Raw genomic sequence first — 14,674 nt, 5'->3', positions numbered from 1 at the left:
ATCATCGCGCCAGCCTCGGCAGCAACGCGGATGCGGCGATGATCCCGAGCACCGCCGACACGGCCAGCACGGCGAAGTCGAGCGGCAGGTGCGCCGGGGTGCCGAGCAGCAGCCCGCGCAGCGCGTCGACCTGGTAGCTGAGCGGGTTGACCGCGCTCAGCGCCTGCAGCCAGCCGGGCATCAGGCTGGTCGGGTACAGCGCGTTGGAGGCGAAGAACAGCGGCATGGTGATCGCCTGACCGATGCCCATCAGGCGGTCGCGGTTGCGCACGATGCCCGCGATCGCCACCGACAGGCACGAGAAGAACGCCGCCCCGAGCACGACGGCGACGGCGACGCCGAGCAGGCGCAAGGGGTTCCAGCTGATCCCCACGCCGAGCACGGCGGCCAGGATGACGATGACGAGGGCCTGGATGAGCGCCTTGATGCCGGCGGCGAAGGCCTTGCCGGCGACGAGGGCGGTGCGGGGTGTGGGCGTGACGAGGAGCTTGTTCAGCACGCCGGCGTCGCGTTCCCAGATGATCTGGATGCCGTAGAAGATCGAGATGAACATGGCCGACTGGGCGATGATCCCGGCGGCCAGGTAGTCGAGGTAGGGGATGCCGTCGCTGGGGATCAGCCCGATCCTGGTGAACGTCATCCCGAAGATCAGCAGCCACAGGGCGGGCTGGATGGCCCTGGTGTACAGCTCGCTGCGGTCGTGGCGCAGCTTCTGCAGCTCGACCACGCACATGGCCACGATCCTGGCGGGCAGGACCCGCCATCCGGTGAGCGGTCGCGGCGGGGTGAGCAGCAGGTCGAGCCGGTCAGCCGAGGCGGGTTGCGGTGCGGCGGGTGCTGCGGACATCGCGGAATCCTCCTTCGAGCTCGCCTTCGAGGCCGCTGCCTGCCAGGTCGCGGAAGACGTCTTCCAGGGTGGGGACGGCGTCGCCGCCCTGGCGGGCGCGCAGGTCCTCCTTCAGCCGGTACGGCGTGGCGCAGGCGCGCAGGACGCCGCGGTGCATGAGGCCGATGCGGTCGCAGTACTGGTCGGCCTCGTCCATGTAGTGGGTGGTGACCAGCACGGTCATGCCGGTGGCCGCGCGGACGGCGTTGATGTGCTCCCACACGCCGGTCCTGGCGATGGGGTCGAGCCCGATGGTGGGCTCGTCGAGTATGAGCAGCCGGGGTGCGCTGACCAGCGCCTGGGCCAGTTCGAGCCGGCGGACCATGCCGCCTGAGTAGGTGGCGGCCATGCGTCCTGAGGCCTCGGCCAGGCCGACGGCGGTGAGCGCCTGCTCGACGCGGGCGGCGCGCTCGCGGCGCGGCACGTCGAAGACCCTGGCGAACATCGCCACGTTCTCGCGTCCGGTGAGGTTGCCGTCGGCGGACAGTTGTTGCGGCACGTATCCCAGGAGCCTGCGCACCGCCATGCGTTCGCGGGAGGCGTCGTGCCCGAAGACCCTGACCATGCCGGAGGGCACGGGTAACAACGTGGTGATGCATCTGATGGCGGTGGTCTTGCCCGCCCCGTTGGGTCCGAGCAGGCCGAAGATCTCGCCTTCCGCCACCGTCAGGTCGACTCCGGCCACCGCTTCGACGGCCTTGCCGAAGCGGTAGCGCAGTCCTGTCAGATCGAGCGCGTCCGTCACGTCCCCTCCATCTCGTCGCGCAGGCCGTCGGCGATCCGCTGCAGGGCGGGGAGCGCGGCTTGGAGCGCCGCCCTGTCGTCGTCGCTGAGCCGTACGACCTGGTCTCTGACCAGCGCGGCGCGCCGCGCCTCCCAGTCGCGCAGCCGGGCCTCGGCCTGCGGTGTGATCAGCAGCCTGGCCGAGCGCCGGTCGGCGTCGTTGGTCTCGCGGTGCAGCAGCCCGGCGGCGGTGAGCTTGTTGACGAGGGTCGACACCGAGTTACCCGCCAGGTAGAGCGACGTGGCGGCGGCCGACACCCCGATGCCGGGCCGGGCGGAGACCAGGTGCAGCAGCTCGACCTCGGCGCCGCGCAGCCGGGGTCCGGGCAGGTCGCGCCTCAGGCGCCTGCGCACCAGGCGATGGATGCCGGCCAGCACTCCGGGCAACTCCTCTGCCACCATGTCCGGAATATTAGCTCTGCTAAGGATCTAAATCCAGTAGATTTACACATTACCTACATGAAGAGTAGGTTTTATGGCATGAGCCACGAGTTCCTCTGGTACATCCCGAACCAAGCCCAGCCCGGCCACCGGGGCGACGACGTCGTGAACGACCACAACTCGCTCGACACCCTCACCACCCACGCCAAGGCCCTGGAAGAGCACGGATGGGGCGGGGCGCTCATCGGCGCCGGATGGCGACGCCCCGACACGTTCACGGTCGCCACCGCACTGGCCGCGCGGACCAGGACCTTCCGCCCGCTCATCGCCGTCAGGCCGGGCTACTGGCACCCGGCCAACTTCGCCTCGTCCGCCGCCACCCTGCACCACCTCACCGGCGGGCGCGTGCTGGTCAACATCGTGTCGGGCAAGGACAACCTGGCCGCGTACGGCGACAGCAAGGGCGGCCAGGCCGACCGCTACGCGCGCACCAAGGAGTTCCTGCAGCTCGTCCGCAGGTTGTGGACCGAGGAGAACGTCACCTACGAGGGCGAACACTTCGGCGTCACCGGCTCCACCGTCGTGCCGCGCCTGGAGCACGGCCACCCCAGGCTCTACTTCGGCGGCGCCTCGGAAGCCGCCGAGCGGGTCTCGGCCACCGAGGCCGACGTGCAGCTCTTCTGGGGCGAGCCCCTCGACGGCGTCGCCGAGCGCATCGACCGGCTCAGGAACCTCGCCGAGAAGCTCGGGCGGGAGCACGCGCCGCTCGAGTTCGGGCTGCGGATCACCACCCTGGTGCGCGACACCACCGAGCAGGCCTGGGCCGACGCCGAGGCCAAGGTCGAGGAGATGGCCAAAGGCGGCATCGCGCGCGATCCGCTCAGGCAGCCCGCCGTCGGCCAGCAGCGGCTGCTCGACCTCGCCGCGCGGGGGGAGGTGCTCGACGACAACCTCTACACGGCGCCGGGTAAGGTCGGCGGTGGCGGCGCGGGCACCACGTGGCTGGTCGGCTCGGCGGACGACGTGGCCAGGTCACTGCGCAAGTACCAAGCGCTCGGCATCACCCACTTCGTGCTCTCCGACACGCCCTACCTGCCGGAGATCAAGCGTCAGGGTGAGCAGTTGCTGCCCCTGCTGCGATGAGAGGGTGTCATGCGTCTGACGACGGGGTTGCTCGCGATGGCGGCCGGTGTGCTGCTCACGCTCATGACCCTGAGCAACGCCGTGCTCGCCCAGCACACCGGCGCGGTGTTCGCCTCCTGGGCCGCGCACGGCATCGGCGCCGTCGTCGCCCTACTGCTCATGCTCGTCACCCCGCGTGCCGCCACGCCCGAGGGCAGGACACCGCTCTGGTACTACCTGGGCGGCATCCCCGGAGCGCTGGTCGTGGTGCTGTCGGCCGTCGCGGTCAACAGCGAGCTGGCCCTGTCCGGCACCATCGCGCTGATGCTCACCGGTCAGGTGATCTTCGGCGCCGTCTCCGACCATCTCGGCCTCCTCGACACCCCCAAACGCCCGATCACCGGCACCGACCTCGCCGTCGCCGGGTGCGTGTTGTCCGGCGCGGTGCTGATCGTGCTCGGGGCGTGACGCATGTTGTTCTTCGTCGTCCTGGCCCTGAGCAACGGCCTGCTCATCGGCGTGAGCCGTACGATAAACGGCCGGCTCAGCACCCGCAGGGGCGCCTTCGCCGCTTCGGTCTGGAACCACGTCGTCGGGCTGGCATTCCTGAGCGTGGTGCTGCTGGTCATGCGGATCTGGCCCGACGTCACGCAGGTTCCCGTCGCCGCCTACGCGGGCGGCGTGTTCGGCGCGCTGTTCGTGGCGGTCAACAGCTACGTCTTCCCCCGGCTCGGGGCGATGAGCGCCGCCGTCCTGGTGATCGCCGGCCAGGTGCTGTCGGCCGTGGTGATCGACTGCGTACGGCAGGCGGCGCTCCCCTCACCGCTCCGCCTCGCCGGGGTGGCCCTGGTGCTCGCCGGGCTGTGCCTGCCCCTGATCAGGAAGTGAGGAACGCCGAGGCGCGGTGGAGCTGGTCGGCCAGGCGGCCGGGCGGGAACAGCCACAGCCCGAGCGAGTCGGCGCCCGCGTCGAGCAGGGCCTGGAGCCGCTGCCCGACCTCGCCGGGCGTGCCCGCGGCGGCGAACTCGTCGATCCACTCGTCCTCGGCGACGAGCGGCTCGTCGCCGGCCAGCGCCGCCCTCGCCTGAGCGGTCAGACCAGCGTCGCCGGGTCGACGAACTCCGGCGGCACGTCGGTGAACTCCATCACCTCGACGCGCAACGAGTCCGTCCCCAGGTAGGCGCCGGTGCGGAGGTCGAGCCAGAAGCTCTGGCCGCCCACGCTCACCCGCAGCGCCTGGCGCCCGTCGAGCGCCGCCCGCTCGGACCGCACGCCGGGTGTGACGGCCAGCACGCCGTAGACGCGGGCCCGCAGCGCGGGCGAGATGGGGGCGCGCACCAGGTCGTGCGCGGCCTCGTCGACCCACCTGCGCAGCGCCTCGTCGTTCGGGTCGAGCTCGCGCAGTTGCGAGGAGTCGAGCCCGGTGAAGCCGATGAACCAGCCCTCGTGGTGCCGCCATCGCCTGGTGGCCGGATCGCGCAGCCGCCTGACCTTGCCGACCTCGGCGGGGATGGGCTTTCCCGCCTGGTCCCAGGCGGTCGCGTCGGCGACCGTGGCGGGCCGCAACCGGGCGGGGAAGGCCTGCTCGGAGTACTTGCCGTTCTGCAGGTCATGGACGCGGTCCACGCGGAAGGCGCGCACCAGCCGGTAGCCACCCATGTCGAAGGTCTGGGTGGAGACCGTGCGCAGGTGGAAGAACCTCCCGTACGGCTGCAGCCGTACGGCCGACCGCGCGACCGCCGTCAGCAGCGGGTCGGCCGGGCGCGTGGCGACGGCGGCGGGCCCCGGGATCAGGTTGAGCACGATCGCGCCCGCCAGCACCACGCACGCCCAGCGGAAGAACGGCACCCGCCGGTCGGCGGCGGGATCCGTCATCGGCGGCGCACCTCGAAGGTGCTGCACCCGTCGGAGTCGACGATCCCCCTGATCGCGGTGGGCTTGTCGCCCTCGATCGCCGCCTTCAGGTCGACCATGAGGTACTCGCCCGGCTGGTCGATCCAGCGGTCGCCGGTCAGCTCCAGGACGGGGCCGGTCAGGCGGCCGCGCATGGCGAAGGAGCCGGAGGGCACGTCGGGATTGCTGGGATCGGCTTTGAATGCGAACGTGGCCTCCAGCTCGCCGGATCCCGCGTCGGTGATCGTGAGTTCGAGCGCGGTCTTGCCCTGGTTGCACATGTAGGTGCCGGTCCACGTGCCGGCCACCGCCGAGATCCCTGAGGTCTCCGGAGCCGACGAGGAGGTCGGCGAGGGGGACGGCGTGGAGGTCGGATCGGCGGCGGCCGTCGAGGGTTCCGCGGTGACGGGCACGTGGGCGAGCGGCGCCGGGTCCTTGTCGCCCGTCAGGGTGACCGCGGCGAAGGCGCCGCCGCCGACCAGGACGAGCAGCCCCAGAACGAGCGCCACGACGAGCCCGGCCGAGCTCTTGCGCGGCGCGGTCTGCGTCTCGGGGACCGGCATGCGCAACGTCGGCGAGGGCCCGCCCTGATGGGGCACGAACTCGGGCCGGCCGCCCGCGAGCATGCCCGACGCGTCCTGCGCCGTCGGCCGGTGCTGCGGCTGCTTGGCCAGGCACCGGTCGAGCACCGTCCGCACGCCGAACGGCACCCGGGACAGGTCGGCGGGCAGGTTCCCCACGCGGTAGGCCATCTCCTGCGCGTCGGCCCCGCCGAAGGGATGCTGCCCGGTGGCGGCCCAGGTCATGGTGGCGGCCCAGGAGAACAGGTCGGAGGCGTATCCCGGCGCGTATCCCGCGACCTGCTCGGGCGCCAGGTAGTCGGGCGTGCCGTACCACCCGGGCGGCAGGTCGGTGCGGACGTCGTAGCCCGCCACCCGCGCTCCGCCCGTGGCGACCAGGATGTTGGAGGGCCGCAGGTCGCCGTGGACGACCCCGGCCCGGTGCAGTTCGGCCAGCGCGCCGGCGGTCGCGAGGGCCAGCCGGTGCAGGCCGTTCTCACCCAGAGGGCCGGCCCGGAGGACCAGTTCCTCCAGGGAGGTCCCCTGCACGTATGAGCCGTCGGCCGCCCTGCCGAGGTAGGCCGCGCCCTGTCCGCCCCTGCCGAGCACGGCTGCCAGTTCGTAGTCCCCGTTCATAAGGATTCCGACCATAACGACGTATCGCCCCGTACGTGAAGGGAAATCACGTAGCCCTACGGACCTCGATACGGATAGACACCGGTACGCCTCGTCACCCAAGGTGCTTAACGGGAGCAACCGTGCCGGTGCGGCCCAGGGCAGCCTCGCCGGCACGGTGCTGCGGGTCCCACGAGGAGATCAGATGCTTACCGTCGTCCACGCCGACCTGCGCTCCTTTCCCGGCGAGCCCTCGTCAGTTCCTGCCGCTCGACGGTGGGCCCGCCGGGCACTTTCCGACCAGACCGATTCGATCGTCACCGCCCAGGACGTCGAGCTGATGGTCAGCGAGCTGGTCACCAACGCGGTCAAGCACGGCTCGCACGGGCGCGTCACCGTGGCGTTGTCGGCGATGGACGGCACGATCCGCGTCGAGGTGCACGATCCCGGCCACGGCACGCCGATCAGGCGTTATCCCCGGCCCGAGAGCCTGGGCGGGCGCGGACTGATGCTCGTCGAGCAGCTGGCCGTCGACTGGGGCGTGCGGCTGGACCCCGAGGGCACGACCGTCTGGTTCGAGGTGGGCCAGTAGGGTGTGCGCGTGTCTGCGCACAACCACCAGCACGCGTGTTGCGGCCCCGCCCGCGAACCCTCCGCCGCCGTGCCGTCCGTCCCGGCGGCGGTCAGGCGCGGCCCCGAGCCGCGCGGAATGGTCCGCGTCCCCGGCGGCACGTTCCTCATGGGCAACGACGACGAGCTGGCCAGGCCGGAAGACGGCGAGGGGCCGGTCAGGGCGGTCGAGGTCGAGCCGTTCCTCATCGATCCGGTGTGCGTGAGCAACGCCAAGTTCGCGGCGTTCGTGAAGGCCACCGGCTACGTCACCGAGTCCGAGCGGATCGGCTGGTCGTTCGTCTTCAGGCAGTTCGCCAGGCACGGAATCATGGACGCGAGCGTGCCGCAGGCGCCGTGGTGGGTGGGCGTCGAGGGCGCGACATGGCGCGCGCCCGAGGGCCCGGGCTCCAGCGTGGCCGACCGGCAGAACCATCCGGTGGTGCACGTGTCGTGGCACGACGCCGATGCCTACGCCGCGTGGGCGGGCAAGCGGCTGCCGACCGAGGCCGAGTGGGAGTACGCCGCCAGGGGCGGGCTGGAGCGCAAGAGGTATCCCTGGGGCGACGAGCTCGCGCCGAACGGTCGCGAGCGCTGCAACATCTGGCAGGGCCCCTTCCCCACCGCCCCGAGCAGGGGCACGGTGCCGGTCAAGTCGTACCAGCCCAACGGCTACGGCCTCTACAACGTCTCCGGCAACGTCTGGGAGTGGACGAGCGGCTCCTGGGACGACACGCACAAGGTCATCAGGGGCGGCTCGTACATGTGCCACGACTCCTACTGCAACCGCTACCGGGTCGCGGCACGCACGGCCAACACCCCCGACTCCGCGACCGGCCACATGGGCTTCCGCTGCGCCTACTAGTCCAGCTCGTACTCCACGAAGGACAGCCGGTTCAGCAGCGTCGCGCCGTTCTGCCAGCGCCAGCCGTCGTAGACGTCCTTGCGGAAGGCGTAGGAGCCGTACGGGTAGTAGAGCGTCAGGAACGGCACCTGCTGGGCGATCTGGTTCTGTAGCGTTCCAGCCGCATCGATGCGCGTCTGCAGGACGGGCGAGGTGGTCAGGGTCCGCAGCGCCGGGCTCTCGAAGCCGGCGGTGTTCAGCATCCACGACAGGCCCGCGCCGCTGAGCTGGACGGGAGCGGGCCACTCCCGCAGCGCCAGGTCGTAGGCGCTGATCTTGCGCACGTCCGCGACGGGCTTGACCTCGACGGCGATGCCGATGTCGTGGAGCTTGTCGCGGATGAGCTCGGCGGCGCGCAGCCGCTCCGACGACCCGGAGTCGATGATGAGCCGGTAGCGCATGGCCTTGCCCTCCAGCACCCGCACGCCGCCGGGACCGGCCTTGGCGCCCAGCGAGTCGAGCTCGCGCCTGCCCTGCTCGGGGTCGAACAGCAGCGGCTGCGGCATGCCCTGCAGGGGGGACTCGATGTGCACGAATCCGGGGCTGCCGGGGGTGCCCTGGCCGTAGAGCGCGGTGTTGACCAGTTCCTCGACGTCGACGCCCCTCGCGATGGCGCGGCGCACCTCGGGCCGGTCGAAGGGCGGTCGCGCGGTGTTGAACGTCAGGGTCGTGGCGCCGAACTCGGTGCCCTGCGCGACGCCGATCTGGTCCTGCTTCCTGAGCTCCTCGACGTGCCGGGCGGGCAGGGCGTGGGCGATCAGGTGCACCTTGCCGGCGCGCAGGGCCGCGAGCTGGGCGGCCGCCTGCGGGATGACCGTCGCCTTGATGGTCGCGACCTGGGGCTTGCCGCCGAAGTAGGAGGGGTTGGCGGTGAGGGTGTCGGGGGCGGTCAGCTTGTACGGGCCGGTGCCGTTCTTGGTGTCGCCCGGCCGCATGATCGGCGTGCGGGCCAGGACCCGGCGGGGGAATTCGGGGTCGGGGGCCTTCAGGTTGACGGTGACGCTGTCGCCGTTGGGCACGACGCTCTGGATCTGCTGCACGCCCGCCCGGCGCAGGCTGGCCGCCACGTCGTCGGCGGTGAGCGGCTTGCCGTCGTGCCAGGTCACCCCCTTGCGCAGCGGCAAACTGAAGATCCGGTTGTTGCTCTCGGCCGCGACGGCCGTGGCCAGCAGCGGGAGCACGTCGTCGCCCTTGGCCATCACCAGCGAGTCGAAGACCAGCTCGCTGTTCTTGGGAAAGCCCGCCGACACGGCGATCGTGAGGTGAACGGGCGGGTCCGCCTGGGGCGCCGCCTCCTCGGAGCCGCAGGCTGCGAGTGCGGCGACGAGCACGAGCGATGCTAAGGTTCGTCGGCACACAGGAACCTCCCGGGGGTATCAACTTGGACATCTATCGGACGCTGGCCTCGTACGGCGAGCGCTACCGGCTCCAGGTCGTCCCCGAACCCGGCGAGGGGTGGATTGCCGCCGACCGACTGCTCGATCATCGTTCCCCCGAACTGGCAGCCGTACTCGACGCCGAAAGGGTAGCCAGCGGCCAGGTCTCAGCGCACGCCACCGCGCTGACGGTTATGGCGGTATATGCCGGAACTGTCACGGCTGCTGCCCTCCTGTCATGGGCCCTTCACGGACGGTGGCCGGATCTGCGCCCCGGCAACGTCCTGGTGCTGCCCGGCGAGGAACACGGCTTCGACGGCGTCGCGGTGCGCCGCGAAGAGGTCGAGAGCGGCGACGTCGACGACCTGGTCGAGCAGATCGTCCACGGCCACCTGGAGCCGCTGGCCGCCGCCATGCACCTGGCCACCAAGGCGAGCCTGCACCAGCTGCGCGGCGGCATCACCCACGGCTGCGCCGCCGCGTTCAGCGCCGCCCGCGCAGCCGACGTCGAGCAGCGGGAGCGGGCCCACAAGGCGTTCGTCGCGGCCTGCCCGCCGGAGTACGCCGCGCTCGGCGAGCTCGTACGCCTGCGCGAGGGCGAGCGGGAAGGCCTGTTCTACCTGCGCGAATCCTGCTGCCTCTACTACACGGCCGAGCACGGCGGCCTGTGCGCGAGCTGCTGTCTCACCAGCCGGGACGACCGGCTCGCCGCCTACCGCGAGGTGCTAAGGTCACGGGCATGATCGTGAACCGCACCTTCTGGTGGCACGCCCCCTGAGGCGGTTCATCACCATGGCCGCCCGGTGAGGCGGCCATCGTCGTTTTATGGGCGCCTTCGCCGCTGACGACGGAAAGGCTCCGCGATGACCTGGTCGACCCTTCTGACCCACCTGCTCGCCCGATCCCCGCTCACCCGGGAGCAGGCCGCCTGGGCGATGAACGAGATCGTCGCCGGCCGGGCCACCGACGCCCAGATCGCCGGCCTCGCCGTCGCGCTCAGGGCCAAGGGCGAGAGCCCGGAGGAACTGGCCGGGCTGGCCGACGCGCTGCTGGTCCACAGCACCCCGCTCCACCTCGACGGCGACCTGGTCGACATCGTCGGCAGCGGCGGCGACCAGGCCCACACCGTCAACGTCTCGACCATGGCCGCCATCGTCGTGGCCGCCTGCGGGGTCAGGGTGGCCAAGCACGGCGGCCGCTCGGCCTCCTCGTTGTGCGGCGCCGCCGACCTGCTCGAAGAGCTGGGCATCGACATCGAGGCCGTGCCCAGGCCCGACGCCGAGATCAGCTTCCTGTTCGCCCCGCGCTACCACCCGGCGCTCAAGCACGCCTCGAAGGCCCGCCGCGAGCTGGGCGTGCCGACGGTCTTCAACTTCCTCGCCCCGCTGACCAACCCGGCCAGGCCCACGGCCCAGGCCGTCGGCGTCGCCAACCGGAGCCTGGCCCCGACCGTGGCCGAGGTGCTGGCCAGGCGCGGATGCTCCTCGATCGTCTTCCGCGGCGACGACGGCCTCGACGAGCTGACCACGTGCGCGCCTTCGCAGATCTGGCTGGTACGGCACGGCGCCGTCACCGAGACCCGGCTCGACCCGGCCGGCCTGGGCATCAGGCGCGCCACGCCCGACCAGCTCAGGGGCGGCGACGCCGTACAGAACGCCAGGATCGCCCGCGAGCTCCTCGACGGCAAGCCGGGCCCCGTGCGCGACATCGTGCTCCTCAACGCGGCCGCCGCGCTGGTGGCGGCCGAGGGAGCGCCGGAACCACGCGACCTGACCGCGCGGCTCGGCCTGGCCCTCACCAGGGCGGCGGCCGCGATCGACGACGGCAGGGCGGCGGCCACGCTGGAGCGGTGGATTCTCCAGGGGCTCAGGTGATGCAATGAGGACCCCCGAGAGGAGCAGACGTGAGAAACAACCTCGACCTGGCCGAGGAGGCTCAGCGGCTGGCCGATGGAGCCCCCGCCGGCTCGCTGGACCGGGTGGCGGCGCACTCGGTGGCCATCACCTGCGCCACCACGCGCGACACCGAGCAGGCCAGGCAGACGCTCGACGGCCTGGCACCGCAGGAGGTACGGCAGGCGGCGATCGAGCTGTTCGACCGCCTGGCGATTGAGTAGTCCATACTCAAGCGCCCAGGGCCACGACAGGAGCACGCTGGCAGCATGCTCACCATTCGTGCCCGCCGCCTGTTCGACGGCCATGACTTCCTGGACGACCAGGTGGTCACCGTCCACGACGGACGTGTCGTCCAGGTCGCTCCCGGCCACGTGGCCGAGGTCGACCTGGGCGACGCCACGCTGCTGCCCGGGCTCATCGACTGCCACGTCCACCTGGCCTTCGACGCCGGGCCCGATCCCATCGCCACCCTGGCGGGGCTCGACGACGCCCAGGTGCTTGAGCTGATGCGCCGATCGGCCGCCCAGCACCTGGCCGCCGGCGTGACCACCGTGCGCGATCTCGGCGACCGCGCCTTCCTCGCGCTGCGGCTCGACGGCGGGCCCGAGGTGCTGGCGGCCGGTCCGCCGATCACCACCGTCAAGGGCCACTGCTGGTTTCTCGGCGGCGAGGTGAGCGGCGAGGAGGGTGTGCGCGAAGCCGTACGGGAACGTGCCAGGCGCGGCACGCACGTGGTCAAGATGATGCTCACCGGCGGCGAGATGACCGAGGGCACCCACTCGCACCTGCCGCAGTTCACCCTCGCCGAGGCGAAGGCCGCCGCCGACGAGGCGCACGCGCACGGCCTGCCGATCGCCGGGCACGCCCACGGCGCCGAGGGCGTCGCGCAGGCGCTCGAGGCGGGGTTCGACACGATCGAGCACTGCTCGTTCATGACGGAGGAGTCGGCGGAACCCGACCACGAGCTGCTCGCCCGCCTGGTGGCGGCGGGGTCGGTCGTCTCGGTCACCGCGGGCATGGTGCCGCTCGGCGGCCCGCCGCCGCCCAGCATCGCCAAGCGGCTGCCGGGCATCATGCGCGTCATCGCCGCCTTCCGCGAGCACGGCGTGGACTTCGTGATCGGCACCGACGCGGGCATCGGGCCGCCCAAACCGCACGGCGTGCTGCCGCACGGTGCCAAGATGCTCACCGACTTCGGCTGGTCCGAGCTCGAGGTGCTGCGTGCGATCACCACGCGGGCCGCCCAGGTCTGCCGGGTCGGCCACCGCAAGGGCAGGATCGCACCCGGCTTCGACGCCGACCTGGTCGCCTTCGACGGCGATCCCGGCCAGGACATCACCGCCCTTCAGCGACCCGTGACGGTCTACCGGCTAGGCTCTGCTGCGCCGATTTGACCGTGACGCGAGGGGTGCGCCGTGCCAGCCGAGATCCTGCGATCGAGAAGCGGCCTGGGCGGCCGGGTCGCCCCCATCGAGCTCTTCTTCGACCTCGTCTACGTCTTCGCCATCACCCAGCTGTCGCACCTGCTGCTGGAGCACCTGAGCCTGGGCGGGCTGGGCCAGACGGCGTTGTTGCTGCTGGCCGTCTGGTGGGCGTGGATGTACACCACGTGGACCACCAACTACCTGCACCCCGACCATCCGGCGATCCGCTTCGTGCTGGTGGGCGTCATGCTGGCCGGGCTGGTGATGGCGGCGGCCGTGCCTCAGGCCTTCACCTCCCAGGCCGGGGCGTTCTGGTTCGCCGGCGGCTACATGGCCATCCAGATCGGCCGCACGATCGCGGTCACGCTGCTGTCGCGCGGCGAGGCCGTGCAGCGGGTCTTCATGCGGGTGCTGGCCTGGATGCTGGTCTCCAGCGTCCTGTGGATCGCCGGCGCCCTGGTCGCGCCGCAGCCGCTCCAGATCGTGCTGTGGGCCGCGGCCGTCGCCGTGGAGTACACCGCGCCCTGGCACGGCTACCGTACGCCCTTCATGGGCCGCTCGGTGACGGCCGACTGGACCATCGACGGCGGCCACATGGCCGAGCGCTGCCAGCTGTTCGTGATCATCGCGCTGGGAGAGTCGATCCTGGTCACCGGCGCCACCCTGGGCGACCACTTCGAGGCGCTGCCGCTGACCGCCTTCGTCGTCGCCTTCCTGGGCAGCGTGGGCCTGTGGTGGATCTACTTCGACCGTACGGCGGAGGCCGCCGCCGAGCGCATCGCCGCCTCCGACGACCCCGGCAGGCTCGGGCGCTCCGCCTACACCTTCATCCACCTGCCGATGGTCGCAGGCATCATCGTCTCGGCCGTCGGCGACGAGCTGGCCATCGCCGACCCGCTCCACCACCATCACGGATCGTGGTGGACGGCCGCGATGGTCCTGGGCGGTCCGATGCTCTTCCTGGCCGGGCACGCCATGTTCAAGCGGGCCGTCTTCGGCTACGTTCCGGTCAACCGGGTGCTGGCGATCCTCGCGATGGGTGCGCTGATGCCGTTCGGCCTGCCTCCCCTGGCGATGACCGTGGCAGCCACGGTCATCATTTGGGGCGTGGCGATCTGGGATTCTGTCCTGGCCCGAAAAGTGGTTAGGTAGACCTCACAGACGCGTGCCGTACAGTGTCGAGTGCCGATCAAGGGAGGTCCGGTGACCACGAGTGCGGTCGAGGCACGTGGCAGTGATTTCGCCAAACTAGCCAGGAAGATCTCCGACGCCGGTCTGCTCGACCGGCGTCCGGTGTATTACGCGATCCGGATGAGCCTGTGCGTGCTCACGGTCGTGGCCGGTCTGGTGGCGTTCGTCTGGGTGGGCGACTCCTGGTGGACGCTGGCGGTCGCGGCCTTCCTGGCCTTCGCCTTCGGGCAGATCGGATTCGTCTCCCACGACCTGGGACACCTGCAGGTCTTCCGCCGTCGAGGGCCCAGCACGATCGCGGGCCGGATCTTCGGCAACCTGGGCATCGGCCTGGGCTGGGAGTGGTGGACCGACAAGCACACCCGCCACCACGCCAACCCCAACCACGAGGACCACGACCCGGACGTCTCGCCCGCGGTCATCGTCTGGTCGCAGGACCAGCTACGGCACAGCCGCGGCCTGCCCCGCTTCCTCGCGCGCTACCAGGCCTACCTGTTCTTCCCGATCCTCACCCTCGAGGCCTGGCACCTCCACATCGCCAGCTACAAGGCGCTCTTCCGCCGCGGCGCCAAGCACCGGTGGCTGGAGCTGGCCCTGCTGACCGGCCACTTCGCGTGGTACCTGACGCTGATCTTCACGGTGCTCTCGCCGGTCAAGGCACTGGCCTTCCTGGCCGTGCACCAGGCGCTCTTCGGGCTCTACCTGGGCAGCACCTTCGCGCCCAACCACAAGGGCATGCCCACGCTGACCAGCGAGAGCAAGCTCGACTACCTGCGCAAGCAGGTGCTCACCGCGCGCAACGTGCGCGGCGGGGTGATCATCGACGTGGCGATGGGCGGGCTCAACTACCAGATCGAGCACCACCTGTTCCCGAACATGCCCACCCCCAACCTGCGCCACGCCCAGCCGATCGTGCGCGACTACTGCGCCACGCTCGGCGTGCCGTACGAAGAGGCGGGCCTGTTCGGCTCCTACGGCCAGGCGCTGCGGCACCTGCATGAAGTGGGTGCGCCGCTGCGCAAGTAGGGTGTGGCC

Annotated in this window: 18 protein-coding genes; 12 read left to right on the top strand and 6 right to left on the bottom strand. The window is 71.2% G+C overall.

Annotated elements, in window-relative coordinates; all coding sequences use genetic code 11:
* Position 1 precedes the first annotated feature (1 nt).
* Genes ACIBH1_RS31360 through ACIBH1_RS31350 form a run of 3 tightly spaced genes read right to left on the bottom strand, consistent with a single transcriptional unit; the run spans position 2 to position 2,071 of the window.
* Positions 2-847, bottom strand: coding sequence for an ABC transporter permease (locus ACIBH1_RS31360; RefSeq protein ID WP_397317566.1), 846 nt, complete (start codon positions 845-847; stop codon positions 2-4).
* Positions 807-1,631 (bottom strand): ABC transporter ATP-binding protein, encoded by an 825-nt coding sequence (locus ACIBH1_RS31355; RefSeq protein ID WP_397317565.1) that lies wholly within the window; start codon positions 1,629-1,631, stop codon positions 807-809. The genes ACIBH1_RS31360 and ACIBH1_RS31355 overlap by 41 nt, the downstream gene beginning before the upstream one ends.
* On the bottom strand, positions 1,628-2,071 hold the full coding sequence (locus ACIBH1_RS31350; RefSeq protein ID WP_397317564.1) for a MarR family winged helix-turn-helix transcriptional regulator: 444 nt from the start codon (positions 2,069-2,071) through the stop codon (positions 1,628-1,630). The genes ACIBH1_RS31355 and ACIBH1_RS31350 overlap by 4 nt, the downstream gene beginning before the upstream one ends.
* Before the next feature lie 78 nt (positions 2,072-2,149).
* Here ACIBH1_RS31350 and ACIBH1_RS31345 point away from each other — a divergent pair, with 78 nt between their 5' ends.
* From ACIBH1_RS31345 to ACIBH1_RS31330, 4 genes are read left to right on the top strand one after another with little or no spacing between them, the layout of a single operon-like run.
* Complete coding sequence (locus ACIBH1_RS31345) at positions 2,150-3,193, top strand: LLM class flavin-dependent oxidoreductase (protein WP_397317563.1); 1,044 nt, start codon at positions 2,150-2,152, stop codon at positions 3,191-3,193.
* Between the two features lie 9 nt (positions 3,194-3,202).
* Entirely contained in the window at positions 3,203-3,640 is a 438-nt protein-coding gene (locus ACIBH1_RS31340; protein ID WP_397317562.1) for a DMT family transporter, read from the top strand.
* Positions 3,641-3,643: 3 nt separating this feature from the next.
* Positions 3,644-4,060: a DMT family transporter gene (locus ACIBH1_RS31335; RefSeq protein ID WP_397317561.1), complete on the top strand. Its 417-nt coding sequence runs from the start codon at positions 3,644-3,646 to the stop codon at positions 4,058-4,060.
* On the top strand, positions 4,057-4,260 hold the full coding sequence (locus ACIBH1_RS31330; RefSeq protein ID WP_397317560.1) for a hypothetical protein: 204 nt from the start codon (positions 4,057-4,059) through the stop codon (positions 4,258-4,260). The genes ACIBH1_RS31335 and ACIBH1_RS31330 overlap by 4 nt, the downstream gene beginning before the upstream one ends.
* Before the next feature lie 4 nt (positions 4,261-4,264).
* Here the strand turns inward: ACIBH1_RS31330 and ACIBH1_RS31325 are convergent, their stop codons facing one another.
* Together ACIBH1_RS31325 and ACIBH1_RS31320 are read right to left on the bottom strand one after the other, a co-directional pair.
* Positions 4,265-5,047, bottom strand: a complete 783-nt coding sequence (locus ACIBH1_RS31325) for a hypothetical protein (RefSeq protein ID WP_397317559.1) — start codon at positions 5,045-5,047, stop codon at positions 4,265-4,267.
* A complete protein-coding gene (locus ACIBH1_RS31320) occupies positions 5,044-6,261 on the bottom strand; it encodes a serine/threonine-protein kinase (protein ID WP_397317558.1) in 1,218 nt (405 codons plus the stop codon). The genes ACIBH1_RS31325 and ACIBH1_RS31320 overlap by 4 nt, the downstream gene beginning before the upstream one ends.
* A 184-nt stretch (positions 6,262-6,445) precedes the next feature.
* On the opposite strand from ACIBH1_RS31320, the gene ACIBH1_RS31315 reads away from it, so the two are divergent.
* Together ACIBH1_RS31315 and ACIBH1_RS31310 are read left to right on the top strand one after the other, a co-directional pair.
* On the top strand, positions 6,446-6,832 hold the full coding sequence (locus ACIBH1_RS31315; RefSeq protein ID WP_397317557.1) for an ATP-binding protein: 387 nt from the start codon (positions 6,446-6,448) through the stop codon (positions 6,830-6,832).
* 117 nt (positions 6,833-6,949) lie between these two features.
* The gene (locus ACIBH1_RS31310) at positions 6,950-7,714 is read left to right on the top strand and encodes a formylglycine-generating enzyme family protein (RefSeq protein ID WP_397317650.1); all 765 of its coding nucleotides are present in this window, start codon (positions 6,950-6,952) and stop codon (positions 7,712-7,714) included.
* Here the strand turns inward: ACIBH1_RS31310 and ACIBH1_RS31305 are convergent.
* The gene (locus ACIBH1_RS31305) at positions 7,711-9,084 is read right to left on the bottom strand and encodes an ABC transporter substrate-binding protein (RefSeq protein ID WP_397317556.1); all 1,374 of its coding nucleotides are present in this window, start codon (positions 9,082-9,084) and stop codon (positions 7,711-7,713) included. The two genes, ACIBH1_RS31310 and ACIBH1_RS31305, sit on opposite strands and share 4 nt — an antisense overlap.
* 50 nt (positions 9,085-9,134) lie before the next feature.
* Between ACIBH1_RS31305 and ACIBH1_RS31300 the strand changes: the two genes are divergently transcribed.
* The 6 genes from ACIBH1_RS31300 (at position 9,135) to ACIBH1_RS31275 (ending at position 14,665) form a co-directional block, all read left to right on the top strand.
* Positions 9,135-9,872, top strand: a complete 738-nt coding sequence (locus ACIBH1_RS31300; protein ID WP_397317555.1) for a (2Fe-2S)-binding protein — start codon at positions 9,135-9,137, stop codon at positions 9,870-9,872.
* A gap of 120 nt (positions 9,873-9,992) precedes the next feature.
* Positions 9,993-11,003: an anthranilate phosphoribosyltransferase gene (trpD, locus tag ACIBH1_RS31295; RefSeq protein WP_397317554.1), complete on the top strand. Its 1,011-nt coding sequence runs from the start codon at positions 9,993-9,995 to the stop codon at positions 11,001-11,003.
* A gap of 29 nt (positions 11,004-11,032) precedes the next feature.
* Positions 11,033-11,245 carry a hypothetical protein gene (locus ACIBH1_RS31290; protein WP_181614112.1) on the top strand — a complete coding sequence of 71 codons (213 nt, stop codon included), beginning with the start codon at positions 11,033-11,035 and terminating at the stop codon, positions 11,243-11,245.
* Positions 11,246-11,290: 45 nt separating this feature from the next.
* The gene (locus ACIBH1_RS31285) at positions 11,291-12,418 is read left to right on the top strand and encodes an amidohydrolase family protein (RefSeq protein ID WP_397317553.1); all 1,128 of its coding nucleotides are present in this window, start codon (positions 11,291-11,293) and stop codon (positions 12,416-12,418) included.
* 21 nt (positions 12,419-12,439) lie between these two features.
* Positions 12,440-13,600 (top strand): low temperature requirement protein A, encoded by a 1,161-nt coding sequence (locus ACIBH1_RS31280; RefSeq protein WP_397317552.1) that lies wholly within the window; start codon positions 12,440-12,442, stop codon positions 13,598-13,600.
* A gap of 51 nt (positions 13,601-13,651) precedes the next feature.
* Entirely contained in the window at positions 13,652-14,665 is a 1,014-nt protein-coding gene (locus ACIBH1_RS31275) for a fatty acid desaturase family protein (protein ID WP_397317551.1), read from the top strand.
* Positions 14,666-14,674 lie beyond the last annotated feature (9 nt).

This window comes from Nonomuraea sp. NPDC050663 (assembly GCF_044456985.1).
GTDB lineage: Bacteria > Actinomycetota > Actinomycetes > Streptosporangiales > Streptosporangiaceae > Nonomuraea.
This window is presented reverse-complemented; position numbering and strand designations above follow the sequence as displayed.